The organism is Bradyrhizobium sp. CCBAU 53415 (genome assembly GCF_028128735.1).
Classification (GTDB): domain Bacteria; phylum Pseudomonadota; class Alphaproteobacteria; order Rhizobiales; family Xanthobacteraceae; genus Bradyrhizobium.
Map to the genome: position 1 here is coordinate 117,279 of NZ_LBJF01000016.1, position 26,459 is coordinate 143,737.

16 protein-coding genes and 5 pseudogenes are annotated in these 26,459 nt (G+C 58.2%); 14 read left to right on the plus strand and 7 right to left on the minus strand.

Annotated features, from left to right (window positions below):
• The first annotated feature begins 121 nt into the window (after positions 1-121).
• A complete protein-coding gene (locus XH87_RS09650) occupies positions 122-1,033 on the plus strand; it encodes a hypothetical protein (protein ID WP_271587087.1) in 912 nt (303 codons plus the stop codon).
• A 48-nt stretch (positions 1,034-1,081) separates the two neighbouring features.
• Here XH87_RS09650 and XH87_RS09655 read toward each other — a convergent pair.
• Both XH87_RS09655 and XH87_RS09660 read right to left on the minus strand, forming a co-directional pair.
• Positions 1,082-2,430: pseudogene (locus XH87_RS09655) on the minus strand (IS701 family transposase).
• A gap of 161 nt (positions 2,431-2,591) precedes the next feature.
• Entirely contained in the window at positions 2,592-2,816 is a 225-nt protein-coding gene (locus tag XH87_RS09660; protein ID WP_271587088.1) for a hypothetical protein, read from the minus strand.
• 175 nt (positions 2,817-2,991) lie between these two features.
• On the opposite strand from XH87_RS09660, the gene XH87_RS09665 reads away from it, so the two are divergent.
• The 3 genes from XH87_RS09665 (at position 2,992) to XH87_RS09675 (ending at position 6,692) form a co-directional block, all read left to right on the plus strand.
• On the plus strand, positions 2,992-3,723 hold the full coding sequence (locus XH87_RS09665) for a Crp/Fnr family transcriptional regulator (RefSeq protein ID WP_271587089.1): 732 nt from the start codon (positions 2,992-2,994) through the stop codon (positions 3,721-3,723).
• A 416-nt stretch (positions 3,724-4,139) separates the two neighbouring features.
• Positions 4,140-5,079, plus strand: a protein-coding gene (locus XH87_RS09670) for an IS630 family transposase (protein ID WP_442868252.1) whose coding sequence is annotated in 2 segments (ribosomal slippage) — positions 4,140-4,475 and positions 4,477-5,079 — 939 coding nt in all. Because the reading frame shifts where the segments join, the coding sequence is not laid out codon by codon here.
• A 1,322-nt stretch (positions 5,080-6,401) separates the two neighbouring features.
• Positions 6,402-6,692 (plus strand): hypothetical protein, encoded by a 291-nt coding sequence (locus tag XH87_RS09675; RefSeq protein WP_271587091.1) that lies wholly within the window; start codon positions 6,402-6,404, stop codon positions 6,690-6,692.
• A gap of 455 nt (positions 6,693-7,147) precedes the next feature.
• On the opposite strand, the gene XH87_RS09680 is transcribed toward XH87_RS09675, so the two are convergent.
• The gene (locus XH87_RS09680) at positions 7,148-7,408 is read right to left on the minus strand and encodes a hypothetical protein (RefSeq protein ID WP_271587092.1); all 261 of its coding nucleotides are present in this window, start codon (positions 7,406-7,408) and stop codon (positions 7,148-7,150) included.
• A gap of 75 nt (positions 7,409-7,483) precedes the next feature.
• On the opposite strand from XH87_RS09680, the gene XH87_RS09685 reads away from it, so the two are divergent.
• From XH87_RS09685 to XH87_RS09710, 6 genes are all read left to right on the plus strand, one after another.
• The gene (locus tag XH87_RS09685; protein ID WP_271587093.1) at positions 7,484-7,696 is read left to right on the plus strand and encodes a DUF3606 domain-containing protein; all 213 of its coding nucleotides are present in this window, start codon (positions 7,484-7,486) and stop codon (positions 7,694-7,696) included.
• Positions 7,697-9,836: 2,140 nt separating this feature from the next.
• Complete coding sequence (locus XH87_RS09690; protein ID WP_271587094.1) at positions 9,837-10,526, plus strand: response regulator; 690 nt, start codon at positions 9,837-9,839, stop codon at positions 10,524-10,526.
• A 27-nt stretch (positions 10,527-10,553) separates the two neighbouring features.
• Positions 10,554-12,008, plus strand: coding sequence for a type II and III secretion system protein family protein (locus tag XH87_RS09695; RefSeq protein ID WP_271587095.1), 1,455 nt, complete (start codon positions 10,554-10,556; stop codon positions 12,006-12,008).
• 10 nt (positions 12,009-12,018) lie between these two features.
• On the plus strand, positions 12,019-12,681 hold the full coding sequence (locus tag XH87_RS09700) for a CpaD family pilus assembly lipoprotein (RefSeq protein ID WP_271587096.1): 663 nt from the start codon (positions 12,019-12,021) through the stop codon (positions 12,679-12,681).
• A gap of 1,745 nt (positions 12,682-14,426) precedes the next feature.
• Positions 14,427-15,611: a TlpA disulfide reductase family protein gene (locus tag XH87_RS09705; RefSeq protein ID WP_271587097.1), complete on the plus strand. Its 1,185-nt coding sequence runs from the start codon at positions 14,427-14,429 to the stop codon at positions 15,609-15,611.
• Between the two features lie 689 nt (positions 15,612-16,300).
• Complete coding sequence (locus XH87_RS09710) at positions 16,301-16,561, plus strand: hypothetical protein (RefSeq protein WP_271587098.1); 261 nt, start codon at positions 16,301-16,303, stop codon at positions 16,559-16,561.
• A 461-nt stretch (positions 16,562-17,022) separates the two neighbouring features.
• On the opposite strand, the gene XH87_RS09715 is transcribed toward XH87_RS09710, so the two are convergent.
• The 3 genes from XH87_RS09715 to XH87_RS09725 form a co-directional block, all read right to left on the minus strand.
• Positions 17,023-19,005 (minus strand): RiPP maturation radical SAM C-methyltransferase, encoded by a 1,983-nt coding sequence (locus XH87_RS09715; protein ID WP_333909175.1) that lies wholly within the window; start codon positions 19,003-19,005, stop codon positions 17,023-17,025.
• A 775-nt stretch (positions 19,006-19,780) separates the two neighbouring features.
• Positions 19,781-21,241, minus strand: a complete 1,461-nt coding sequence (locus XH87_RS09720; RefSeq protein WP_271587100.1) for a radical SAM family RiPP maturation amino acid epimerase — start codon at positions 21,239-21,241, stop codon at positions 19,781-19,783.
• 81 nt (positions 21,242-21,322) lie between these two features.
• The gene (locus XH87_RS09725) at positions 21,323-21,688 is read right to left on the minus strand and encodes a Nif11-like leader peptide family natural product precursor (protein ID WP_271587101.1); all 366 of its coding nucleotides are present in this window, start codon (positions 21,686-21,688) and stop codon (positions 21,323-21,325) included.
• Between the two features lie 785 nt (positions 21,689-22,473).
• Between XH87_RS09725 and XH87_RS09730 the strand changes: the two are divergent.
• From XH87_RS09730 to XH87_RS09745, 4 genes and pseudogenes are all read left to right on the plus strand, one after another.
• A pseudogene (locus tag XH87_RS09730) lies at positions 22,474-22,931 on the plus strand (P-type conjugative transfer ATPase TrbB); the annotation flags it as partial.
• Positions 22,919-23,208, plus strand: a pseudogene (locus tag XH87_RS09735) (ribonucleoside-diphosphate reductase subunit alpha); the annotation flags it as partial. The pseudogenes XH87_RS09730 and XH87_RS09735, both read left to right, overlap by 13 nt.
• Before the next feature lie 788 nt (positions 23,209-23,996).
• Complete coding sequence (locus XH87_RS09740; RefSeq protein WP_271587102.1) at positions 23,997-25,700, plus strand: outer membrane beta-barrel protein; 1,704 nt, start codon at positions 23,997-23,999, stop codon at positions 25,698-25,700.
• 360 nt (positions 25,701-26,060) lie between these two features.
• Positions 26,061-26,233: pseudogene (locus XH87_RS09745) on the plus strand (transposase); the annotation flags it as partial.
• Positions 26,234-26,284: 51 nt separating this feature from the next.
• Here XH87_RS09745 and XH87_RS09750 read toward each other — a convergent pair.
• A pseudogene (locus tag XH87_RS09750) lies at positions 26,285-26,459 on the minus strand (IS3 family transposase); the annotation flags it as partial.

Below are 26,459 nucleotides of genomic sequence, written 5' to 3' on the forward strand. Positions count from 1 at the left end.
CTCATTAGATCCGCCAATCCCCATCTAAAACAAACAGCATCCTTTCCGCCCCCGTCAGCTTCTCGAAAGCTGTCTTTGCATAGAAAGGGACACCAACAACTTACTTTGCGAGGGGAAACGGATGAACATCGATCCACGGAATGCCGCAGGGGCCTCAGCTGACGGTCACGATGCGCTGTCGCAGCCGCACCAGTTAGAACAAGCCGGCTCACCGGTGCGGCTGTCGGCCGACCAAGTAGAATTTGAGGACCAGCTACATGGCCTGCATTCGGTTCACCAAACACCGGATCCTGCTGAGTCATCCAGTGCGCCGAATGAGGCGGTGCCGGAAATCAGTCACTATCCAGCCGCATCATTTGTCAGCGCGCGCGCCCAGCTTGCCGCAACGCTAACGGGCGCCACGCTTGAAGCGCTCAAGAACGAAATAGCACTGGCCGAACGGCAATCAGCACGATGGGCGCCAGCGGGAGACGACAGTGTCGACCGGGACCGGATTTTCGACAATGTAGCGGGATCGGCATATCTCAAGCTGCATCGTTTGCAGAACCAGGACAGCGATTGCAAACCGCGCGCTGAAGCCAGCACATGTGCAATATCACATGTCCGTAACACGGCGCGGGATCATTCTTCCATTGGAGATCCTTTGGAGCGATATCCCTTGGACCGAGCGCGCCAGGCTGGATGGCATATGCGCGGTAAGACGGCTTCTCCATTCGTGTCATTGGTCGAAGACCCTTCAAAACTCACCATTTCGCGTGACCACTGGGCGAGAGCGATCGCCAACAATGCGAACACGCTGCACACCTACGCCGTACCGAAGTCCGCGATCTGGACGCCCGACGACGTACTGAGCAGTATTGGCCTTGGAATGAATGTGGAGGATCAGGACAACATCGATGCGGACGTGGATTTGATGTGCTCACTGGGCAGAACGCCAACCGCCGAGACCGAGCGCTTGTTCCTGGGCGGCGATTTGGAGAATTACCGAATCGCCAGCGAAGACAATCCTTACAAGGGGGAGATTGGAGACTGACGATTTAGTTAGCACTACTTTGGCAGATTGTATTTGGGCCGCTGTTTTTCAGGGATTTGTTTCCGGCAATATGGGCAGTGCTGAGACGGCGGTCGAAGAATGAGATCGACGATGGCGTGACGTACGGCGGGCATGGTTGGCTGAGGCGGAGGCCCGTTGATTCTTTTTTTTCCGCCCCGCGTGTGCGAGGCGACGATGTTGCAGGAAGGCGTAGGCAATCATGGTCATCAGGGCGTGGCGATGAAGACCTTGCCATGATCGCCCTTCGAAGTGATCAAGTCCAAGCTCCTCCTTCAACTGCTGATGCGCCTGCTCACAAATCCATCGCGCCTTGATGGTGGCGGCCAGTGTGCGCAGATCCGTCGCCGCTGGGAGGTTGGCGAGATAGTATTTCTTCTCCCCTGAGGCACGTTGCTCGCCAATCAGCCAAGCTTCGTCGCCCGGGAGATGCTGCTGACCTTTATCCCAAATCCGCTGCGGAGGGCCGTCGGCGGTGCGGACACGGACAGCAGCAAATCGGGCTGTCAGACGACCTTTTGTTCCGCTGCGCCAACTCACGGTTTTCCATTTGGCGCTGGCCAGCATTTGTTCTGCCGCAATCGATAAGACATCTGGTACGTGGTGCTTTCGTGGCTTCCCGCGGACTTTGGTAATCGGCCAAATGAGCTGTACATCAACCGGATACACCTTGAGATGCCGAGGGATGCCGACGGCCCAGGCCAGGCCGCGTTCTGTTAGCCCTTGTCGAAACGGTGCGCTAAGCCCGTATCCTGCATCCGCCAGCACGCATCCAAAGCGCACGTTGGCTGCCATCGCTCGGTCAACCTCGGCCAAAGCAATTTCCGGCTTGGATCGTGCCGTTCGGTGTTCGATCGGCACGCGAGCACGCTTCAAACGAGACACATTGCTCGTCCAGCTTTCGGGCAGAAAGAGACGCAGCGCGACCATTACCGGCACTTCGCCGCGCGCAAGGGTCAGCGACACCAGCGTTTGGCAATTTGCCGTTTTGCCAAGAGAGGACGCATATTGAGGCGCGACGCCAACCGAGCGTTCGCCCTTCTTCGGCATTGCCGTGTCGTCAATAACGAGCACCGCGTCATGCCGCCGACAAGCCGGTCGGCCTGATTTAACAGTTCAGATTCCAGCGGAGTCGCGTCCCAGACACCGTCGGCAATGAAATGGTGCAACTGATCGTAGTTGCCCGCGGCAAGGCGCTCCGCCATTGGCTGAACGCTTTTGCGGTCGCCGGGACCGATCAATCCCGCAACGTACAATGGACACATCCGCCGCCGGGTCCTATGACCCAACCGATCCAGGAACGGCTTCAGCCAGCGTTCGAGTTCGTCTTCCCACTCCGCCATGGTCAGCCCTCCGAGAGCCGACCACCCATGAATCATTGAAAAACCGATTCGGGAATCCTAAAAAACGCGGTAAAAGCGAAAATCTGCCAAAGTAGTGTTAGGACGTGTACTCATAAGGCGAATGTCGGCTCCTGAGGGCCGACCGGAACTCTTCTGACGTCCAGAGTATCACTGCTTGTGCCCCAGAGCGGGCCCGATTATGAAGGGTGAAGCTGCCTAAAGGCGATCTCGGAGATCGCGACCGCGTTGGTAACGCCGGTAGCTTCAATCTCAATGACTTTGCGGGCGACTATCTCGCAAATCGGATCGTTGCGATCCACCAGGTTAAGCTTGCGTAGCGTGCGGTTGAAGGCGAGTTCAAGAACGTGCCGCTGCTCTGGGGTCAAGTTGATATTCGCGGAAATGAGCGAGTTGATGGCCAAGGTGCTGCTCCCTGTCTTAATGCTGGGGGAGCGCAACTGGCGACCTCATCCCCGTAGATGACCCTCCTGGTTGACGGCTCAACCATTGAAACTTCGAGAGACATTTGGAGTTTAACCGGCGAGGAGCGCACGGTCGTACCAGGTGATACGGGTCTCGAAGATAATCTGGAAAGCTATGGACCCTTCCCATGAGACACTAATACGGAACTTGAAAGAGCACTCCCGGCTCCGGAGTGACGATATTGCGGAGATCTGCAATTTCTCGTTGATGACCAAAGAGCTCTCGCCCGATGAGGACTTTATTCGTCAGGGAGACCATCCGAAGCACGCGGTTCTGGTGGTGTCGGGAATGGTCGGCCGCTATCACCTCCTGAAAGGCGGCCGTCGACAATACTTGTCCTTTCACATGTCGGGCGATCTGCCCGATGCACAGGGATTGTTCATCGAAAGAATGGACCATGCGCTTTGCTCAATTGGTCCTGCGCGCGTGGCCTTCATACCGCACAAACAAATATTGGGTGCGTTCGAACGACGCCCCTCGCTGGGTATCGCCATCTGGAGAGAAACTCTGCTGGACGCCGCGATCTTCCGGGAAGCAATCACGAACAACAGCGCGAGACCAAGGCCGACCCGAATGGCGCACTTGTTCTGCGAAGTATTCTATCGGGCACGCCTCTCCCAGCTCAACAAGGGAAACAGGTGCTCGATCCCATTGACGTTGCCCCAGCTTGGAGAGACGCTTGCCATGGCAATCGCATCGATCAACCGCTCTCTTCAACAATTGCGTTCATCCGGCAGCATGGATTTCCGCGAGGGCGAGTTGATCGTTCTGAACTGGCGCGAGCTCCAACGGCTTGGTGAGTTTAATCCGGATTACTTGCACATGAAGAAGCCGTTCACGGGTTGAAATGCAGCTTGCGGACCGATTAGCTATCTCCGTGGATCCGTTCTTGATGCGGTCCGGTGGTTGACAGATTGCGTCCTGCGGCCATTAAGGGACTGGCAGCGTTGGCAGCTTCTGCTTTGGCACGACGTCTCGGTCGGCGTTGCATCCAACCATGCTCGCAGCTAGTGGTAAGTCATTTCACGCTGTAGTTGGATTTTTATTCGCGCAGCAGCGATCTTGAGTTGTTTGACGAAGTATTGCCGAAACAGAAGGGTGATATAAGTATCACTGGCTGTGTTGTTTTTGTGCCGACAACCAAGTCAGCGAATCGTCAATTCGAACGCTAAAGCGGGATGGGGTTAGGTTGAATCGATTTGGGATTCCCAAATCAGTGTATTTCTGATTCACCATGCTGGCTGGATAGGAGGCCAGCATGGATGGGGAAGCCTTATTCTCTGGATCTTCGTAAGCGTGTGGTGTCCGCGATCGAGGGCGGGATGTCGCGCAATCGGGCCGCCAAGCAGTTTGGGGTGGCGATCAGCACTGCCATCGGCTGGATGCAGCGGGTCGAGGAGACCGGCAGCGTTGAGCCTGGCCAGATGGGCGGTCACAAGCCGAAGGCGGTTTCGGGAGAGCATGCGGTCTGGCTGTCGCAGCGGATCAGGGACGGCGATTTCACCATACGCGGTCTCGTTGCCGAGCTTGCCGGTCGCGGCCTGAAGGTCGACTACCACTCGGTGTGGGACTTCGTGCATGCCGAGAAGCTCAGCTTCAAAAAAAAGCGTGGCGGCTGGCGAACGCGATCGACCCGAGGTGGCGCGGCGGCGAGCCCAGTGGACAAAGTATCAAGGTCGCGTCGAAGCTGAGCGGCTGGTCTTCATCGACGAGACCTGGACCAGGACCGATATGGCGCCCTTGCGGGGATGGGCGCCGCGCGGACACAGACTTCACGCCAAGGTCCCCAACGGACGCTGGAAGACCATGACCTTCCTGGCGGCCCTGCGCCATGACCGGATCGATGCGCCATGGTTCATCGAGGGGCCGATCGATGGCGTGAGCTTTCGCACCTACGTCGAGAAGGTTCTTCTGCCCGTCCTTCGCCCCGGCGACATCGTCATCTTGGATAACCTCGGCAGCCACAGGAGCAAAGCAGTTCGCCAGCTCATCCGTTCGGTCGGCGCCAAACTCTTCTTCCTGCCAAAATACTCGCCCGATCTGAACCCGATCGAACAGGTCTTTGCCAAGCTCAAGCACCTGCTCCGCAAAGCTGCCGCACGAACCGTCGACGCGGTCTGCGCCGCAATCGGCCATGCACTCGATGCCTTCACCTCCGAGGAGTGCGCCAACTACCTCAAAAATTCAGGCTATCGAACCTAATGCCATCACGCTTTAGGTGCGAACAGGCGGTCGGGGAGCGATCAACGGGCCAATATCGTCCGAACACTCGTGGCGAAAATTCTACAGCCATATTCAAAACGACGGGGGCAACCATGCCCGCCATATTCGACCTGCTTTATCGCGAATACTGCCGCGCCCGCCTCACTGAAATGCGGAACCAGCTTCTGATTGTCCGACAAACTCCTGAAGGCCTAGAAGCCGATTTACGATCGGCTGATCAGGATAGAGTTGGCAGGACAGATAGACAGCACGAGATTGGTTGCGGCGCGCTGAATTGAAGCGAACTGCCCTAAGTACGTCATTTCGGTTGTGAGGGCTCAACTCATGACGAAGCATTTTTCAAAACGCGTTGTGAACCATCTGCTTGTAATTGTCATATCTGTGGTAACGATCACGATTGCGGCGACGTCGGTGAGAGAGCCTATTGTTGCGGCCATTTCTGCTTCTATTCCCGGCCCATTCCATCTAGCGACGGAAAAGACACTTGCAGGTGCGCTGCCGAGCAAATCGCAGCTCGCCCGCGCGCCAACGGGTTGTCGGCCTCGATCTGCTCCTTTGCAATGGAAGGTGGCCTGGCTTTTCGAGCCGCCTGCGGCTCCCTTACCATGAATCCCAACCCAGGGCCCCCGCTGCCCTTGAGGATGAACACGAAGGGCAAGCCGACGCTTTGCTTGCGTTCGCTGCGCCATGATCACCGGCGCCTAAGTTGAAGACGCGATCTGCCTGCGAAGTAGATTACGTTTCTTCGTTCTTGGCGGGGGCTAGTGTGAACAACAGTTCTTACTTGACGGAGACTCACAATGCTCGCATCTGTCAAATGGAACCCCCGACATAGCCTTCGCGAATGGGTAATGATGGCTGTGGCGCTTGTCGTCCACACAAAGGCCAACCGGCAGGACGTCGAAAGGAAGAAAAGGCAGCCAATCTGGAAGCAATTCGACGACACCCATTACTGGGACGCAACCGCGGAGGAATGGGTCCCCAACGTAGACCGCTGATCCTGCAACGCGTGGTGCCTTTCACGGGCCGCTGACGTCGCGTTCTGTGGTGGGTGTGCCTGCCTGCCAACATGGTTCACAGCTCGAATAGTAGCCCCTTCGATCAGCACGCCGCTACGTTTCCTTCCGCGAGACGGCCGAGCGGAGGCATTAGTCCCCGGATGTAGAACCGGCGTTTGCAACGCGAGCGCGGGTCATTCGAAGCTTGAGCGCTCCGTTCTCCCCAATCTGCTACCTACGTTTCAGGAAGCCATAAGGGATCTTCAAATGGGGCCACCATACGTGGGTTGCTGTACGGCAGCCATGAATGAAAAACAGATCATCACCATTCATGACGTGGCGAAGGAAAATCGCTTTAGCGATCTTTTCATCAGGACCTGCTTGTCCCACGGCATAAAATCCTTGTACTCGCGACCCGTTTTCGGTCGAGTAGACGAGCCTGTCGGTACTTTCGTCATGGGTTACGGCGAGACGAACGAGGACCAGCGTTTTGATGCGCCCTATTTGGATTTTGCTGCGGATGCGGTCGGCGCGCTCCTTCAGCGTCGATCGGATGCGGGGACGATCCTAATAACCGTTGTTTGTTGTCGATGAGATCCGAGCGATGTCCAGCGCGGCGCTGACCAGTCTAGAGTCGTAATAGGACGGTATCTTCAGCCCTAGAAGGGCGACAAATCCGGGTGTCGACAGTTTCTACGGTCTCGTCGTGCAATCCCCGCCCGACGGATTGCTCGTGGATGCGTCGCTCGGCGCTCTTAGCAAGAGGGTTTTCGAACCGCTCCTTCGCAGCGGATGACTTGGCATCCTGCGCCAAGCCCCGCCTTGAAGCAGCCCCGCGTCAACACCGTCGCGACAGCGTTGCAACCTTTTCCCAATTGGACTGTTTGGCTTAGCGCCGGTCGCGACGGACGCGATGGCCTACACGGAGGCACACTTACATGAAATGGATTTGCGGGCTTAGCCATCTGACGTGCGCTGTCGCCATAGCTTGTACGACGTCGGTCTCGGCGATGCCTGTTGCGACTCCGGATGCAATTGGCGGGTCTGCCTCAACTGCGATCGAAGTCAAAGGTGGACACGGTCATGGCGGCGGCCACGGGTGGGGGCACCGCGGCGGCCGTGGGCATCACTACGGTTGGAGCAGAGGCCGCGGCCACCACTATGGCTGGAGGAACCACCTTCGCTGGTAAGCGGACGTCCATTTGGCCGCTCAACAGCGGCCTTTCTTCAACGAGCGCAGCCTTTGGGGCGATTGCGCTCGCCTCCTTGACGGCTGGCATCGCGATCTTCAGATCCTGATATGGTGTCATATTCTGCCTGTGCCTTCTACGCGTTTTTGATTGAGCTAGAACATTGGCCCCGATGGAGGGCGTGGGAGTTTCATAGTGCTGCGTTCCAAACCGAGACATCCGATCCGCACGACGCTCGATCTAGCGGACGCACAGCAGGTGAGATCCGTTAGGAGGCGGCTCGGCGTCGCAGAAGCTGACCTGGCCAGAATTGTCAGCAAGATCGGCAATTCCCTGGCCGCCATCCAGAAGGAAGTTGAGCTGGAAAAGGCAGGGGCTGTTGAAAGTAAAGCTGCCACTAAGGAATAGTTGCCGAGCAGTGACTTGCGATCCGTCTCAAGCATCTGCCTCGGTGATTGAGTGATGCTGACGAGAGCGTTTGCCACCGCTTTTCGAATTAGACAACGGGCGACCGCGCCATTCTCGCAGGTTCCTTGATGTTAGCCAGGACGACACCCTAAGGAACGGTCCGTCTCAGCGGCGCCGCTTCACGAACAACGATAAGGGTTCCGCGAATAATGTTCAGATCAACCCATTCCTGACCTGCGCAAGAGACGAAGGCGCCCCCACATCCCAAGACGTATCCGACGCTGTGGAGGAGGACACACTCGCACCATTGTTCGCTCTTCCACGGCTCTCACTGGAGTGCTGCGGCCTCGCCCGCATCGATCCGATCGCCGCCGACATATTTGGTGGGAAACTCGGATGACGTGAGCCACTGAGGCGGAGCATCGATCCCTTCGGCAGCTCGACCTGCTACCGCGCGATCAAACAAAAGAGCTCGGGTGCGATCGCATCAAGGATCAAGTCAATGGAGCCTCGTTCAGCGGCAAGCCGCACCGTCGCACAATGGCCTATTCGCGACCTGGATGCGTTCCATCAAAACAATCGATTTTGCCGACCTTGCCTAAAAGCCCCATAGTCGATCGTGATCTATGGAGGCAGCATTCAAGAATGTCGTTTGGCAACCGATTCCTTGTTCAGTCCCTTGCCGGTCAAATCGGCTCGTGCGCTCGGGCGTCTGTATCCCAGAGGTTAGCTCCCGCGGCTCACATAGAGGCATCACGCGGCTCGCCACCGTCTCCTTGCTAAATTGGCACGCATGAGGTCGATCGGACGACCGTGAGGTCACACCTTAAGGCCTCGCAAAGACGACTGCCTTCACACACTGCCATCGGCTTTGGCTCACGCTACGCCCTGATTGGACCGACGAAGCGCTCATGACACTGACAAAAGGGACGAGCGTTACGCGCAGGTCGATAGTCTGCTTTCGGACGTGTCGTCATCGCTTCAGAATGCTTGCGAGTTCGAGGGCACTGCTACGCCCAGCGCTCAAAAGCACTTGAATCTCACCTAGCGTCAGATTGTAGGATTTCCGACAACCCCGCGACACAGAACCCGCTCGCGTGAACACTTCCTGACAGGTAGCAAGAATTGCGAACGTCTCAAAAGCACAATGCTCAGCCGCTCCGCCCCGTCACGCTCCTGGACTGCTCCTCTTTGGGGCGAACGTCCTACATCGCCTATGTGCAGATCGAAGGACGCAGCGCCGATCCCCTCGCAAGTGAATCAAGATACGGCGCTCGAGCAGAACGCTGGTGGTCGCTATCTGGTTTTTGCTGGGCACACGCCAGCTCCAAGGTCGAGATCCGATCATTCTGGTGCCGTGCACCAAGTGAGACGAAATGTTGCTGGTGTAGCTACCTGGATCCATGCGCGATGACCACACCGTGGATCTCGATTGCATCGTTCAAAGCTTTCGCTGGGCTGCGGCGGACGAGGCGACCTCGGGCGCGACGGAGCCTCAAAAGGTTGACACCTTGCGTGCGAACGATTGGCGAACGAGAGGATGTTCTTCCAGCCGAAAGGGGCATTGATCGTTTCGTCGTGCATCTCGGTCTGTGAAGCCATTGGCCGGATGCTCGCGTGATGTGTCTTCGAATGCGGAAAGACTTGCATTGTCGTGACTTCACGACACGACAGGCTCAACAGCCCAGCAAGACTGACCGCAGACCAAGACCAATTGGGAAGTTTCCAAATGTCGGTTTCGCTCATCTGTTCAGCCACAAATCCGATCGTCTCTCGCGCTTTGGTTTCGATTGCGCGGCTTGGCGCAATTCGCACCGCAGGCGTCGGCTCAGAGCATGCAGGAACGGGTGTGATCGGCCCGCAGACGCGTCAGCGGGCTGGGGCGGCCTTCGGCCTTTTAAACAAAATCAGATCTCTTGCTGGCATGCGGCGCACGTTGAGCGGCGCCGACGCCGTAAGCCGTCCGCAGTCCATCCGATGACAATGGACCCGCAGATATTGATCGTGTGTCAACATGTTCTGCCCTTTCGTTGCGGGCTGTTTAAATTCACACCAATCCAGCCGCCTCTCAGTTCCATCGAGCCCCATGGTCAATCGTGACGCGCTCAGGTGTTGGCGTGGATGGACGAGAGGCGATGAAATGCGAATTCTCCTGGTTGATCATCATGCGGACTTTGCCCGCGACGTGAAGGAAGCGCTCTTAAGTTGCGGCTTCGCCGTCGACGTGACACGCACGCTGGATGAGGCGGCGGCCGCGCTCGATTGCGCGAACTACCACATGGTCCTGCTCGAATCGGATTTGCCCGATGGAGACGGATTGGACTGGCTGAAGCAGCTTCGGCGCGAGGGACGGTCAATGCCGGCCGTGATGATGAGCAGTCTCAATGATCTCAGACGGCGGATTGCGATTTTCAATGCGGGCGCGGATGATTTTCTGCCCAAGCCCGTGTCTATCGACGAACTCATTGCTCGCATGCGGGCTATTTTGCGACGGTCAACGCAAATGACGGCGCCGGTCGTGACATTCGGGAATCTGCATTTCGATCCGATCGCGCGACAAGTCTCGGTCGGTGGTCGAATCCTCAGAATTGCGCGCCGCGAAGTGTGCATTCTTGAACATCTGCTCAACCGCGCCGGCCGTACGGTGCCCCGCGCATCGCTCGAAGACAGCTTGTATGCATTTGACGACGAGGTCTCGACCAATGCGCTGGAAGTCGGGATTTATCGCTTACGCACGCATTTGAGCCAGGCGGGTGCAACGCTCAGGATCAAGACCGCGCGCGGTGTCGGTTACACCCTTGAACTCATTGGCGCAGCATCGGCTGCCTAGCCGATCGAACTTGAAAGCAACACTCCCTTGAACGTCGTTAACAATGCCGCCGGCGCTGATGAGCCGTCGATGGTTGCCAGCGGCTCGCATTATGCCGCTTTTCCCCGCCTCTGCTACGTCCTGTGCGCAGTCGCTCTGCTATTTCCGCTTGCTGCCACAGCTCAGACAAAGCGGGATGGCAAAGGAGAAGCGCCACGTGCGGCGCCAGGCAGCACCACCGGCACGCTCAACCTTACCTCCTCACAGGGCAAGACAGTTCATCTGACCGGGCCGGCTGCGAGCATTTTTATTGCCGACCCGGCGATTGCCGACTATCAGGCGCCGTCGAATACCACGATTTTCGTGTTTGGCAAAAAGTCCGGACGGACGAGCCTGTTCGCCCTGAACGACAATGGAGAGGCTCTCGCTGAGCTGCGTGTTATCGTTACCCAACCGATCGAGGATCTGCGGGCGGCGCTGAAGGCCGAGGTCGGCGATTATCCGATTCAAGTCAGCTATACCCCACGCGGCGCGATCCTTAGCGGTACGGCGCCCAATGCCGATGTCGTCGAGACCGCCAGGAAGGTCACTGAGCAGTTTCTTGGGGCGGGCGCGCTGGTTGTCAACAAGATCCAGGTCGCCGGCTCATTGCAGGTGAATCTCAGCGTACGGGTGGCTGAAGTCTCCCGCAGCGCCGTAAAGGACCTCAATATCAACTTCACCGCCTCCAGCCCAAACGGCGCTTTCCTTGTCACCGGCAAAGGGGGCGGATCCGGCGCGGCTGGCGGCGGCGGCACGATCGGGATCGGGTTTAGCGCCGGCAATGCCAACCTCAGCGCTGTTCTGGACGCTCTCGCGAGCGAGCACCTCGCCTCAATCCTGGCTGAGCCGAATCTGACGGCGATGTCCGGCGAAGCCGCAAGCTTTCTCGCCGGCGGCGAATTTCCGATTCCGGTCATGCAGGATAATCGACAGGTTTCGGTCCAATTCCGGCAGTTCGGCGTGAGCCTGGAATTCGTCCCGACCGTGCTCAGCAACAATCAAATCAATGTCCGTGTGAAGCCCGAAGTCAGCGAATTGTCGAGCGAAGGCGAAGTCAAAATCAACGGCATGGCGGTTCCTGCCCTCTCGACTCGGCGGGCGAGCACAGTGGTCGAACTCGCCAGCGGTCAGAGCTTTGCAATCGGCGGCCTTATCAGGCGCAACTTCAACACTGATATCGGCGAGTTTCCCTGGCTCGGCGATGTGCCGATTCTGGGTGCGCTTTTTCGTTCCTCATCATTTCAAAAACGTGAAACCGAGCTGGTCATTATTGTCACGCCCTACATCGTGCGCCCCGGATCGAACCCGAACAAGATGAGTGCGCCAACGGACCGCATCGCACCGCCCTCAGATGCGGGGCGGATTTTGACAAACACGGTGGCCCGGCCGCCGCGAGACCGCGATTTGCCTCGTGCCAGCGCACCAGGACTGACCGGCAGCGCCGGCTTTATCATCGAATGAGGATCGTCAAATGACCTTGCGATATTTGTGTCACTTGATCGTTATTGGGGCAACATTGGGTGGCTGTGCAAATAGTGCCTCAATCCATCACGGGCCGGCTGAACAAGCAATACAGATCGAGCAAAAAAAACGTGTCTTGTTCCTGCAGGGCCTTCGTGGCTCCGAAAAGCATCAGCTGCGGAGCTTTATCGCGAACGTCAGTGGCGGCCGGCGGGATGCACTCCATGTGGATGTCGCGGGCTCACCCAGGCTCATTGCCCAGGTGGCGCACGAGGCCCGCGCCATGGGCGTTGCTCCTTATAACATCCGCCTGTCCGCTTCCCCCGTCGATTTACCGCCCCGTTCCGGCGTGAGGATCGAGGCGATTACCTTTGAAGCCCATATTCCGATCTGTCCGTCGCTTTTGATCGTGGGACCTGCCGTGAACGACAATTCATTCGACTCGACGCTTGGCTGCTCGACCAGAAACAACCTGGCAGTCATGGTGAACGATCCGCTCGACTTGCTTGACAATCGGTCTGTCATCACGAGTAATGGCGATCGCGCCGCCATTCCTCTTGCCAACTACGCTACCTCCGCCCCGCTCAACAAGAGCAACGGAGAAGATGGAGCAGGCACGGTAGCGCCGGACGTGTCGGGAACGACAGCACGGAATGTGCAGCCGCTCCGATAGGCGGGTTTGGCCGTGTCCGGACTCACTGTGCACATCTTGCGCTTGAGCGTCGTCACCACGCCGCGAAATGGTGCGGCTCTGTGTGTCACGATCGAGCCGCCCCTCATTGCCGGCCACATGGCGGCAGCGATTGGTTTTGCTCTGATCAAGAACGGTTGGCCGATCTTGTTCACCCGCACCACTCGATCTCGTCCAGAAATTCCACGTGGCGTGCGCGTGCTCTAGAAAGCACGTCATCAATCATTCTGGAGGCTGCAGGAAAAGCGTAACCGGACGTCGTCTGTCCGATGCTATCGGCGCTGACGGCGGAAGCGACAGAGCCTACGATGAGGCGTGTCCAGGAGCGTGACTTAGGCGTAGCGACAGCACGCCAGGGGAATGTGCAAGAGCATATCGCAAGCTTCCATATCGTGCGGGTGTTCGCATGACCGCAGATCAGCGATCGTTGCGTCCACGTCGGTCGTTTGGCGTCGCGCCGTTATGGCTAGGGGGCCACTCATTTCCAGTCTCGCGTTCGATACCGCGCTCGGCAGCTGGCTTGCCTCATCGTCGTCCCATCCGATCAATGGAATGCCCTATGAAGCGAGTACGGCAGCTGCCGCCCGCTCGATGCTCTGCAAAGAGCACATCGGTCTAAACCAACAAAAGCATGGTTTGGCCTGGGAGTCTGATGCACGCGACTTCACAAGATATCGTTGCATCTCAATAGCAACGACCGTGCCATCAGCGCTCGAAAGCTTCGCGGACGAGGGAGGTCCTGACCCAAGAACCGAACCTATTCGCCCTCGCTGATCTGTCCGGGCGCAGAATAGATGCTTGTGCGTATTCAGAAAAACGGGACAGCAGATTTCACCACCATAGCGAACACATTGTCGCCTGCATCGGAGATGGACTTTGATGAACATTAGCGGGCTTGGCGGTCGGGCGCTTCCCAAACGGTCTGCAAGCATTCGCAGTCAAGTTCGAGCAAGTTAGCTTAGTCCGTCCTTGCGCGATGAGGGCTGCCGTGCCCAGCACGATTTTCTTGATTCTCGGTGGTCCAGTTTCGAATCAAACGCCACCTCCAACCGCTCAGCACACCGTTGTTCTCTGGCATGTCTACGACCAGCGGGCCGCTCGCTTCAGGGGGCACCCTTGTTCGAACATCCGCGAAAACTGCCGCGATCCACGCGGCTGAACAGCAAACTTGATCGGAGTACCAGTTTGTGGTGCAGGAAACGCTTGACGCAATGGCGAGCACTGGCGTTTTTGAGGCGCACCGATCCGCGGCTCGCGCTCCAGTGCCTCGCGAATGATTCCGCCGTCATCGACCGCGAACCCGTCGCGGGTCCTCTGCCTTGGTTATTTCGATTCGGATCTGCATTGAGCTCTCCTCTCATCCTGCCTGGCGGGGAAAAGGGTCAGCAGGCTCCATTCGGTGGCTCACAAACTAGCTTTTCTGGTGGCGCGAAGCGCGCGATTCGTGTCCAAGTTCCGACAGGGGGCACAGTCCGTCAGGTTCAAAACACCGGCTGCGTTTGGGGCGCCTTGGAGTTTTCAAAGCGTAGCCAGGCGCTTGATGCGTGCTGACCGATCTGGCACGCCTGTTGCTATTGGGATGCAGAAACACGGTGAGGGCTGAGCGCACGCCAGATGCGCAAAACGAGTGATGCTCTCCTTCTGTTGAACCCGTGTGCTCCGTGTCTGAGAGAGACAGGATAGCGCACAAAGTCGCGCAACGAGTGGCAATAGTTTTGGAGAGCAACATGGTGCTGTGCATGGAGTCCCCAGTTCCTCCGATCAAGGTGGAGAACTGGCTGCGCGGGGAGCCCCTCACGAGCTTCCAGCCCGGGAACGTGTACATCGTCGAATTTTGGGCAACTTGGTGCGGACCATGTGCGGCAGTGATGCCTCATCTAGTACAGCTGCAAGAGAAATACAAAGACAGCGGACTTGAGCTGCTCGGCGTCGCAGCTTACGAACAAGCTCCAACGGCGGACGAGGCCCGAACAACGTTGGACGCGTGGTTGACCGACAAGTTCTCGAACTTGAACTATCGGATCGGGTTCGACTCCACAGGCGAAATGAGCAAGCTTTGGATGGACTCCAGCTTTTCTGTCGGGATTCCCACCTCGTTCGTCGTTGACCGTGACGGCCGCATCGCCTTTATCGGTTCTCCGATGCAGCTCGATGACGTCTTGCCGAAAGTTCTTAACGGCAGCTGGCGGACCAGCGATGAAGCTAAAGCCGCCGATACAGAGCGGATCGACAGCGGACGACGCGAAATGCGCGAAATGAAGCGCAAGCGGGCGTTGACTGAGCCGATTCTCGCTAAGCTTTCACCGGCGATGAAGGCGGAGGATTGGGCAAAGGCGGTTTCGGCGGTCGAAGAGGCCGTCGCGGTGATGCCGGACGAGCTCAACTACCGCGTGCTCCATGCGGATCTGTTGCTTCACAAACTGCGCAACTTGCAGACCGGCTTGCCGGTTATGAGGCAATTCGCTCGCGACGCGATCGACAAGAACGATGAGCTGTGGATGGAAGGGGCGCTGCGCCAACTCTTCAATCCGGCGAATGACAACTCCCACTTCCCGTCTGCCGAGCGCCTTGCGATGGGCAAAGACTTATCCGAACACATTCTGGCGCTGAATCCTCCGCAACGGGACGGTAACTTCAAGTACCTGTCCTATGGGGCGGTCGCTCAGTATTATTACGAGAGCGGCAACAAGGATCGCGCAATCGAATTGGTCGAGGTGGCGTTGAACTCGCTAGGCGGTCCTGAGCCTATCCCCGACGAACTGAAACAGCACATCATGTCGCTGTTGGTCGAAGCGCTGGCCAACTACAAGGGTGAGAAGGCTTGCAATGGGACTCTTTGTGCAACTCCGCAAGACGGGTTTCCGAGAGCGTCAAAGCGCAGGCGACGGAGCAAACAACAAAAAGAAAGGTGATAGTCGAAATTGCTCGCTGGCCACCATCCATTTCTCGGGCGACCAGGCAACTAAATCTGACGGTCTAACGGTTTACACCAAAATGTTAAACGACTCCTCCGGGATCAAAATGCACGTGCGCACAGCCATCGGGGCGTCCGGACCCTAGGCGGCCATCGTCACGCTTCTGCAGACAGGTGAAGATGAATTTTGTCAATCCGCATGCATGGCTCACAAACTCTCGAACGGATTGCACAGGCGGACGACGTCTACGATCGATGCTCTCATGCTGTAGAAGCCGCAAAGCTTTGAGCCATCTAAACCGCTTACGCAAAAGGGGGTAAAATGGGTGGAAGAGTGTCGATCGCAGCTCTTGGACATTGGGCACACGTCGCCTCGTACGGCAGCGCCTAGCATTGGGGACATAGCGCCGGGATCGAAAGGGTCTTACGCAGCGTGCAGCACAATCACGAGCCCCACGATCGTTCAAGATCCGGCAGCTACCTGGGATACAGCGGCCCTGGAGCTACTGCATTCAGGAAGGCAGCCCGTGACCCAAATCCGACCACACTGAAGCTACGCGTCGGCATAGCAATCGTGGACCGTTCATCATATCCTTTTACAGCTTAAGGGAGGGAAATTCCCAATGCAGTGAATCGTAAGGGTCTCTATTCTTCGATGTCCGCCGGATAGATTTGGAAATCCGGCAAATGACGATCGAGGACGAGAAGGTGCTTCGCCCCGGCATCGAAACGATGCTCGGGTTGCCTGCATTTTATATCGGTGCAGTCGAGACGACATCGTCGCTCCCAAATGTAAGTCTATGGGTCGATCTGGACGCGGCGAAGCAGTTGGATCGATTCCAGCCGATGCTGGACGCGGGCAAGCCATATGTCGCCAAAGGCGCAACGTTCGAGCGACCGATAAACTACACGACGCTTTGGCAGCTGCAACCTGTGTCAAAGATTTGAGGTTCGTTGCGATTTCTCGTTTTCGCCCAATGAAGTAGTCTACGAGGATCGAGCGATGCAGTTCGCAGCGCATAGCTGTCGAACGCGGCGCGGAATTCGACGATGTTGGAACGACCACTCGGAAATCTGATTGTCACCTGCTTGCATCAAAGTGGCGGCGGGCCGTCCCGCCGGAGTGGTCATTTCTCGCGAACGCACGCGCCGACGCTGGCCCCGTCGTTGGGGCGATCGTTGACCATCCCACCGTACGCCGCATTAACTTCATCGGCTCCACTAGGTTGGCGCGATTATCGCCGCCGCTTCGGCCAAATATCTCAAACCATATATGTTGGAGCTTGGGGCTCGGCGCCGTTGATTGTGCTCAACGACGCGGGCGAACAATGCGACAAGACTGGCGCGAGCGCCAAGCAAAGGAGACAGGCGACGGGTGTGGCCCTGCGAAGTGCACACCGCAGTTTTCCTTATTCGCGCGGGGGGTCCACTGGCGTGGAGCGTCGGTCGAGATAGCCACCGGGGAACGCAGTCGGGGGAAGGATTGGCGTGTATGGATGCCATAACGCGAGTCCAACCAGCCGCGCATCAAGCCGAACGATCAGCTTGCGGGCGATCATGTCAGCTATCGCCGCCTCAATCTCGCCCTGTATTACATTCGCCACGCCCGGCCGTTCGCGCAGGCGGGCTTCAGGCGAGCCTTCGTCCGCGGCCAGAAGAATTTCTCGCTCGAGGCCTCTGACGCGGTGTACGCGCTCGACTGCTATGGCTCGCGTGTCCTCGACTATGATTTCGTCGCCGTTGTCCTGCATCGACAGCATAGAGAAAGTCGGCCCGCACCAGGCTTTCAGCCAGGCATCGATGCCCTTGGCGACGGCATTTAGCCCCGGGCGGCGGTTGGCGTCGCGCGCTGTGAAATGGCCGCCGACATCGTCGTCTTCGCTGTCTTCGAAGTAGTATACCTGATCCGAGAGATCGCGCTCCGACAGCGGATACACGTAGCGATAGGGGGCGGCCGGGAGCAGCTTCAGTCCATGTTTCTCGGCTGTGTAATGATAGGGGCTGTAGCGCTGGTATCGCAAGCGTACCGCAGGTCCCGGCTGCAGATGATGCAGCAACGGCAACCAAGAGGCCATTTCCGCATACCATGCATCACTCTCGCCGGGAAAGCCCCACAATAAGCTCCAACTGACCCGCACGCCGTACTGACGGCACCACTTCAAGAGCTGAACATTGTGCGCTGAGGTCGTTCCTTTGCGCATCAGCTTCAAAACACGAGTATCCAGGCTCTCAATACCCGGTTGAATCCAGCGGACGCCGGCAGCAGCCAGCTTCTCCACTTCGTGGCGCCTCAGGTTGGCTTTGACCTCAAAGAAGATCGCGAGCTTCTCGGGTAGCGCGGTGAGGTAAGGCAGCGCCTTTTCAAGGTAGTCAATGGCCATAATATTGTCTACAGCTTCGATGCGCGACGAGCCGTAGCGCGCCGACATCTCAATCATCTCCGCTGTAGCCTGCCCCGCGGATTTCTGGCGGTAGGTCATCGATCCGCCGTTCAGCCCGCAAAACATGCAATGACTGCGCTCTCCCCACCAGCAGCCGCGAGAGAACTCCATCGGCAGCCCGGCATGGATGCGATCGGCGTAGAGCGATGCCTCGACCTCCGCAAAATAGTCCGAGAAATCGGGCAGCGGCAGGTCACGCATGTTCTCGATCACTGCGCGCGGCACTAAGTCGCGCGTCGACGCCGCGGGATAGCCGGCCTCGCGATGCGTCGGACCGAAAACGCCAAATGGCAGGTCAGCAGGCGGAATGTCTCTGCCGCGATTGAGGATGTCCCAACACAGCGGGCCTATCAGTGCGTCGGCCTCGCCCGACACGACATAGTTGACCCATGGGAAACGCGCGTGAGTGCTCCGCCCCATTACCGACTCGCAGTTTGCTCCACCCATGAGGGTGACAAGATCAGGTGAGCGCTCGCTCAGCCGGCGCAGCAACGCGAGCGAGGGGACATGCTGGGTGAAGGTCGAGCTGCACCCGACCATAGCCGGCCGCTTCTCCAGTATCTTGTCAGCCGTCCAGTCGATAAAGCCGCCGATAAGCGAGCGCAGCCTGAGGAAATTCGCGCGACGCTCAGCCATATCTTTGCCTGCGGGTATCGGGTTGCGCTCGAAATAGAGGTCGAGGAAGGCGTTTTGTTCGGGTTCGAAGTCGGGAAATGCAATGCCCGCGAACAGCCAATCAACCAGTGCCTCCTCTGGAGGGCAATTCTCAAGAGGTCCATAGTCGGCGATGCCTATGTATTCTAAAAACCAGATGTTGGCATATGCTATGGTGGATTGCAGTCCAGCCTGGGTCAGCGCTGATTTCAGCAGACCAAGCGCCAGCGACGGCCTTTCGACTGCCGACACAGGCATGTTGACTAGGACGATTGGCACATCGATACTCATAATCATACCACGTTATTCATGATGTGCGCACAGGTGCGTTCGCCCTGCCATAGTCTCATGCGCCGGACGGCAAAGTGAACTCCTGCGCGACTCCTGACTGGAGCCGTGAACACGAAGTCGGCTAATTCGGCCAGTGAGCAGCCCGCTTTGAGCCACGATTTCCGCGTCACTTCGTTGCCCGACGACTGGACGGCATGAACAAGCAGAGAGTGCTGGAGCCGAGCGGTGAATAATTGCCTACACGCGGCTCCGCTCTTGATATTGAGCGGCGCCACGCTCGAGTGCGACTCGCTGTATTTCATCATCGATGAACGGATTAACGTCGTCATTCACATGGACCTATCAAAGTTTCAGGTGCGTCGTGGTCCGATACCAGGGATCACCGCCAGTGCAAGTTGCAGTGGCGCGCCACGAAAAGCCACGACCTCTCCGGAACCAGCGGCATTGTCGTCTGGCAGAACCATTTGATTGACCACTGGGCGGGGCAAGCCATTCTTGACTTAACAGCGTGCGTCCCAGTCGTGCACCGCTGACGCACGCAAATGAGGGCTTCGCTCGAAGCCGCAAGCGCGGAAGCCCGCTGGGCTTCTGTGGTAATGTCGGTTGTGCACGCCGCGAAGCCACGGACCGTGGATGCGGAGCGGCTTGTCACCGCGCTCAGCACTGCTGGATGGTGGGATGCTGCCGTTGCTTGAGGCTAAGTAGTACCTCAATGCGAATCGGCACCATCTGCGCCCGTGCCGGAGCCCGCGTGTTTGACTCCTTCGATGCGGCTCGTCGTTCAGTCACCGGTCTGGCAGATGAAGCGGTCGTCGAGGTCTTCTTCGATCAGCCCGGCCATGTACAACTGATCGAGCAAGTCGGCGACCCCAAGGAGGGTTGTTCCGTCAGCTGCGACCTGAATAACCAGCTCCGACATTGTGCAGTTGCCGTCCGCGATCAAACGGCCAACGGAAATCGGGGCGATGTCGTCGAGCACGCGGTGTTCCATGTTGCGTGAGCGAAGATGAAAGTACCGGCTCCCTGCCTTGTATTTTAGGTCCCTGCGGAAGCGGAGTGGCAGATCATGGGCTGGGCTCTCGAGCATATGCTGTTCGATCATGCTCTGCAGCCCGCCCCGGAACCCGTCGGGCGTGCTGAAGAAGCGTTCGCCAAGGATGCGGTACCCGAGGGGCCAGCGGTCGCTACCCGGCACCGGCGTCACCAGTAGTAAACGCCCCTGCCGCATATTTACGAGGAAGCCGGAAACACAGGCGATCGTCGTGTGATTGCGTTCCAGAAAGGCGATTGCACCGTCCTTGTTAGCGCCCTTGAGCTTCTCCTTCCGCTCGCGTGCGCGCCCGGCCATGGCCTTTGCCGTCAGCGCCTCATTGCCCTGCAGGATGAGTTCGACTCCTAGCAACTCCTCAGGCGAAAACGCCGCGTGAATCTGGTTGAGATGTGCCGTGCTCAGCACGGAGAACCGATTCGTCGTCGTGCGATATAGATTGAAGAGCCCGAGCACGCGCCCGGTGAGTGCCTGATCCTTGAGTGGGGCTGCCGTTGTTGTTTGCGGTAACGCGCCCGTAATCTGATAGTAGTCGAACAGAAAGCGGTCGTAGTGTGGGTTGTCCATAGGATCTGTGGCCCAGTAGCAGAAGCCCGTGCGGACTGCCGAACCAAACATTTCGCTCGCGACACCAAGCACGCCCCGCCAAAGCGCCGCATGCTCTTTGCTATAGTCGTAATAGCCTTTGAAGCGATCGGCCGAGAGGCCACAGAACCAACAACCGACGGTGCAGCCTTCGCTTAGCTCGAAAGCGATGATGGGGTGCGTGAGCGACGCCGCCGACACGCCCAATTGGTCATTGCAGCGCCGGATTTGCCGCTCGCGCCAAGCATGAAAGCGAGGATTGATCGTTGACATCTCGCCTTCGTCGCGCAAGAGGTCGCGATGACGCATCATCTCGCGGAGATACTCATCCCACATCACAGCCAGTGGCCACGGCGCAGACTCCGGCTTGAAGCGGTATTGTTGGTAGCCACCGCGCCAGAGCGGCAGCACCTCCATTGGATCCACTTTGATGCCGTAGCGCTCTGTTACCGCTCGAGGGGTGGCGATTGCCTCCGCAAGCGCCCTGCGGAACTCCACGTCACCGACTAACCGCTCCATGAAGCGCTTGACGTGCGACAGCGTGCGCAGTTGCTCCGGAGTGCGCCGGTCAAAAATCTGTCGGTAGTGCTCGGCGGCAGCGTGTGTCATTTGACGAAGCTTACTTCATGTTCTCATCGCACTTCATCGCCTCCTTGAGCAACCAGCCGATGCGGTCATGGCGAAGGCATGTCAGATCTCGGCCGCGACCGCAACAATAACAACCACAACAACTGCAATGGGCTCAACTGCCGTGGCGCGGTCAGAGGCCGCTTGCGCGGGTTGCGCGCCGCTCGTGGCCACCTCCGCAACGGCCTGCACAGCGCCGGTCGAGATCGTATCACTCGAATAAAAAGTGCCACCGGCGAGCCGTTTAGTCGTCAACTTCTGTCGAGCTCGGATGCAACTTTTAGCTTCATCAAGTGTGAAGCTGTAGCCGAGGTTCTTTCCGATCGCGACAATCGATGCAAGGCCGGTAGCACTTGGTTTTACGCGTTCAAGCAGACTACCCTCGTTCCCCAGATCGTTGATGAATCGCTCTACGTCAGTTCGCGACACAGCGAGTCTCCGTGCCTTTGCTCAATGTCGCCAAATCATCCATCACGGACTCACTAGCGATCGGTGCCGACGCCGTGAACAAGGCAAGCGGCGTGCCGAATTGAAGACCGCTGATTTTTCGCTTTTTCTGAACTTACGTATCGTCCACTTGGTGACATTTTGTTGCCGAACTGACAATCGGCCCACTACGCGGGACGAGGTTTTCGTTGTCGGTATCCAAACACAGCGGCTTGGGACGATATCAAAGGGCGGGAATCGGCGACTTCTGACGTTGCTGATCGTTGGTGCGACCTTGATCATCAAGTTGCTTGACGAGGCTTGAATGCCCGCTCTGGATTCGGCCTACAAACACGACCGATCATGGTGGCATCCGTGGCACTCGCCAACAAGATTGCGCGCATCATCTAGGCCTTGCTCGTCAAGGCGCGGCATCTATCAGGCGCCGGCGGCAATGTTGAAATCTTGATCGAAAGAACACCCCAGCAAGAGGCAAGGTGAAAATCTGGATGAACCTTGAAGGACGACGTTCCCGGGAGCAATCGCACCGCGTGACCCAATGCGCCTCGACCGCGAGAGAACGATGTCAGCGTGGGTAGTTCCGGTTGGATCACGAGAGCCTCTGCTCTACGCCCGGTCCCTACGACGGCTGAATACTTGTTGAACTAACCTATTTCCTGGCTTTTCTATCCATTCCCGTCGCTAAACGCTTGCCGCGATTGGCTTTCCGGGGGACGATCGTGGCGGACACTTCACTCCATTCGGAAGCGTTCTCGCGTGGCGCGCGCATGCTGCGCACCGCGCTTGGTCCGGCAATCGCGACTTTCCTTGAGGACCGCGATCGTCGAGGTGATGCTCAACCCCGACGGTCGGCTCTGGATCGATCGCCTGTCCGGCGGCCTGCAGGATAGCGGCCGCACGATGTCCGCCGCCGATGGCGAACGGATCGTGCGCCTGGTCGCACACCACGTCGGTGCCGAGGTGCATGCCGAAAGGCCCCCGTCTCGGCCGAGCTTCCCGAGACGGGGGAGAGGTTCGAGGGGCTTCCTCCGCCCATCGTTGCGGCGCCGGCCTTTGCGATCCGCAAGCCCGCCGTCGCTGTCTTCACTTTGGATGACTACGCCGGGGCCGGCATCATGACGGCGGGCAGCCAGGCGTGCTCCGCGAAGCCGTCGCCGCCCGCAAGAACATTCTGGTCGCCGGCGGCACCTCAACCGGCAAGACCACGCTGACGAACGCGCTGCTGCGACATGCGCCTATTTTAAGACGTTGCACATTGACATCGAGGAGTTGCTCGACCTGCGCAAGAACACCAGCGACGACCGCCGGCGGACCCACGACATGAACACCGCGAACTGAGTGCCCCACTTGTTCAGCAGCGCGTCGAACAAGACGGCCCGTTGACGCTTTTCTCGCCGGAGGAGGCGCCGGATCTCCACGACCTGACCGGCGCTGCGTTCGCCCAACGATACGCGTTCTACGAGACCACGGCCGCGCAAAGCGTTCTCCGCGTCAGCAAACAGGCCGCGCGGTTGACCTGGAATCACAGCACTTAGTCGCTGACGAAGGATATCTCGCCAATATCGGTCCGAGGCTTTTCGAAATTTACTGCTGCGCCCGCTTGGGAATACGATCTACGTCCTGCCCCGTCTTGCGTCACGGCGGCAGACCTCGACGAAATCTACACCGCAATAAATGATGCAGCCGATGAGCTGGTATAGAGGGGCCGCAATCTATCCCCGAAAACACGCCAGCGCCGATACTCTGTGGAGTGACCCAGAACGTGTGATCGCCCGAGCGACCCGTGAGAGCCTCGATCCCAACCTGCAGGGGCAAGGATATCGTCTGAAGACTAGAGCGGCTTCAAATGAAGAGCGCTCTCGATTAGAGCGCTCAGGAGCGCAGATCTATCTCAAATATCTTCGAAGCGACGCAGCCCCTTGCGCACTGTCTTTCCATCTGTCGAGGCAGCAAGGCTTCCGGTAGCCAAAGCGAGACCGGCGCATCGTGCGCTTCGGCCCATGACACCGCGCTAGCCAAGTATTGCTGGGCATTGGCCGCGCGGCTGTCGGTATTGAGACAATGTCAGCAACTTGACGATACACGCCGCGACGAAGTGCCTGCAAAGCCTGCGAATTTACTTCGGCACGCGACTTGCTCTCTTTGCGGCATCATCACCAATCGCAGTGCGATGATCTTCGGGACGGACTCGGCGCGTGTCGCTGTTAGCATCTGGTCCGCCCCGAGGTTTACTGCGGCGGTAACTTAAGGGCACCCGGTTGTGGACCGAGAAAATGCAGGGAAGTGTTGAATGCGATCTGGAGTTCGTCTTTTGGGAGCCACGACAATTGCGCTTGTCGCAACCGGTGCAGCCAATGCTGCAGACCTTGAGCCAAAAGTGAAACTGCCCGCGGCGGTGTGGAACTGGTCCGGAGGTTATATTGGGGGGCACGTCGGCGGCGGGTACGGCCGAACCTCCTTCAGCAATCCGTACGGTCCGTCAATCTATGGCGGCATCGTCGATACGCCGGCGTTCCTTGCAGGTGGCCAGATCGGCTATAATTGGCAGAAGAACGACTGGATCTTTGGCGTCGAATTCGAGGCCAGCAGTGCTGGCTCCGACGGCACAAATACCTGCCTCGCCGCCTCCGGGTTTGTCGTGAGCGCAAGCTGCAAGGCAGGTCCGAACGTCTTTGCCACCGCGACCGGTCGTGTCGGTTACACGTTTGGCGCGTCGGGTGGCACACTGGCCTATCTCAAGGGAGGCGTGGCTTGGCAAAACAATCAGGGTGACGTCGTCAATAACTACGAGTGGGGCCTATTGCCACAGGAGAAAACCCATTTCGGCTACGGTCGCATCGGCAGCATCATCGGGCTGGGCGTCGAGCAAGCGCTTACGCCCGCATGGTCGGTTACAGCTGAGTACGACTATCTGCATTTCGGCGGGCCGAGTGTCGCGACTCCTGCCACCCTGCAAGATCCGCCTTTGGCGATTCTTCCGGCGAACACAACCAGCCTGTCCAGCAACTATCACATCGGAAAGATTGGATTGAACTACCATTTTGGCGCCGACCCGTGGACGGCGCAATGGTCCGGTGCGCCGCTATACGCGAAAGCACCCGCCGGCGCGCCGCCGATTGCTTACACGGGTTGGTCCTTCGAAGGCGGATCGCGGCTCTGGCTCAGCCGCGGACGTTTTCAATGGGACAACAGCGCAGTGCCCTATGGCTGGCCTCTAGACCCCAGCATTCTTGTATCGAGGCTCACCTATCACGGACTCGACGGACTTTCCGGAGAGCTATTTGGCCGTGTCGACAGCCCATGGGGAGTATTCCTGAAGGGCAACATCGGCCTTGGGCGCTTTGACAAGGGAAACATAAACAATGAAGATTGGCTCGCCGATCGGGGACTCTCCTATATCAACAACGCATCAAGGCAACGAAACGGAAGGTTCACCTATTTTACCGCAGACGTAGGTTACGATCTCCTGCGCAGCGCCAACTACAAGCTCGGTGGATTTATCGGCTGGACCTACTACGAACAGAATTCCGACACGATCGGATGCACGCAGATTGCCAACCCCCGCTACACTTGTCCGGCGAGCCCAGACACTATCATCGGCAGCCAGAATACTCAGTGGAATGCACCTCGTGTCGGCCTAAGCGCCGAAACCATGCTCTCTGAGCACTGGCGCTTAAACACCGATGTCGCCTACCTGCCCTGGACCGATTTCAAAGGGCGCGACAATCATCTTTTGCGCGACGAGACCACCTTCGCTGAACAGCGGGGCAATGGTGGCGGCGGCGTCCAGGTTGAAGGCGTGCTGTCCTACTTCTTCACCAAGAACTTCAGCGTCGGCGTCGGCGGCCGCTATTGGGCAATATGGACTAAGAAGCGTGGCGAGGTAATCTGCAAGGGTAGCGACAGTGACTGCGCCGGAGCGCCACCTGCGTTTGCAAGGTTCAGCATGGAACGGTGGGGTACGTTCTTTCAGGCCTCCTATAAGTTTGATTGAAGAGATCACACCTCAAGCCAAGCGCCGGGCCTCTTCGACGCTAAGAAATGGCGCGAGCATCGAGCACGGATTACCAGCCATGTCCGTGCCGGTCGCGGGCCTTGTCCAGTCCGAGCATTTCGATCTTGAGCGCATGGTCTCGGTAACACGAGACCATGTGCATTGTGCGCTTCGGTCCATGACATCGCGCCCGCAACGTAGCGCGCTGCGACATGGCGATAGTACGCGCGCCACTGTGTCAGGTAGACGTTTCGACGGCGTCCGGCTGCATACAGAGCCGGCTTCGGAAATCTGGACAGGGCGATAAGTGGAGTTTCTGCCTGACGGCGAGCAAGATTGTCCCGCGAATCAAGAGAGACGATGAGCAGACGAACCCGCCGGCACCACGCGCCGGCATTCAAAGCCAAGGTGGCGCTGGCCGCGATCAAGGGCGAGATGACGCTGGCCCAGCTGGCTGAGCATTCGACGTGCACCCGAACCAGATCACGCAGTGGAAATCCCAGCTTCAGGAAGCGGCGGCCGAGGTATTTGGTCTGCGGATTCCGACGAAGTCGCCCGGGTGTACCTGACCTGCCACTGCATTTTCATCCAGCGGCAGTTAGAGTCTCGGGGTTTTGTACGCCAAGTGGCGCGGGTGGAGCAACGGACGATCGGCGGAGCTGGTCGGGGTTGCGCAGCCGATCGTCCGTTGCGGTGAGGTGGGCGGCGTAGGCCGCGGGGATTAGGTATTTCAGCGACGAGTGGGGACGCTGGAGATTA

What these genes read in the sequence shown, in the direction of transcription:
- XH87_RS09705 (WP_271587097.1), top strand. Translation starts at nt 14,427, where the DNA reads ATGGTGCTGTGCATGGAGTCCCCAGTTCCTCCGATCAAGGTGGAGAAC.
- XH87_RS09675 (WP_271587091.1), top strand. Translation starts at nt 6,402, where the DNA reads ATGAATGAAAAACAGATCATCACCATTCATGACGTGGCGAAGGAAAAT.
- XH87_RS09710 (WP_271587098.1), top strand. Translation starts at nt 16,301, where the DNA reads ATGACGATCGAGGACGAGAAGGTGCTTCGCCCCGGCATCGAAACGATG.
- XH87_RS09690 (WP_271587094.1), top strand. Translation starts at nt 9,837, where the DNA reads ATGCGAATTCTCCTGGTTGATCATCATGCGGACTTTGCCCGCGACGTG.
- XH87_RS09665 (WP_271587089.1), top strand. Translation starts at nt 2,992, where the DNA reads ATGGACCCTTCCCATGAGACACTAATACGGAACTTGAAAGAGCACTCC.
- XH87_RS09720 (WP_271587100.1), bottom strand. Translation starts at nt 21,241, where the DNA reads ATGACACACGCTGCCGCCGAGCACTACCGACAGATTTTTGACCGGCGC.
- XH87_RS09680 (WP_271587092.1), bottom strand. Translation starts at nt 7,408, where the DNA reads ATGACACCATATCAGGATCTGAAGATCGCGATGCCAGCCGTCAAGGAG.
- XH87_RS09740 (WP_271587102.1), top strand. Translation starts at nt 23,997, where the DNA reads ATGCGATCTGGAGTTCGTCTTTTGGGAGCCACGACAATTGCGCTTGTC.
- XH87_RS09700 (WP_271587096.1), top strand. Translation starts at nt 12,019, where the DNA reads ATGACCTTGCGATATTTGTGTCACTTGATCGTTATTGGGGCAACATTG.
- XH87_RS09715 (WP_333909175.1), bottom strand. Translation starts at nt 19,005, where the DNA reads ATGATTATGAGTATCGATGTGCCAATCGTCCTAGTCAACATGCCTGTG.
- XH87_RS09650 (WP_271587087.1), top strand. Translation starts at nt 122, where the DNA reads ATGAACATCGATCCACGGAATGCCGCAGGGGCCTCAGCTGACGGTCAC.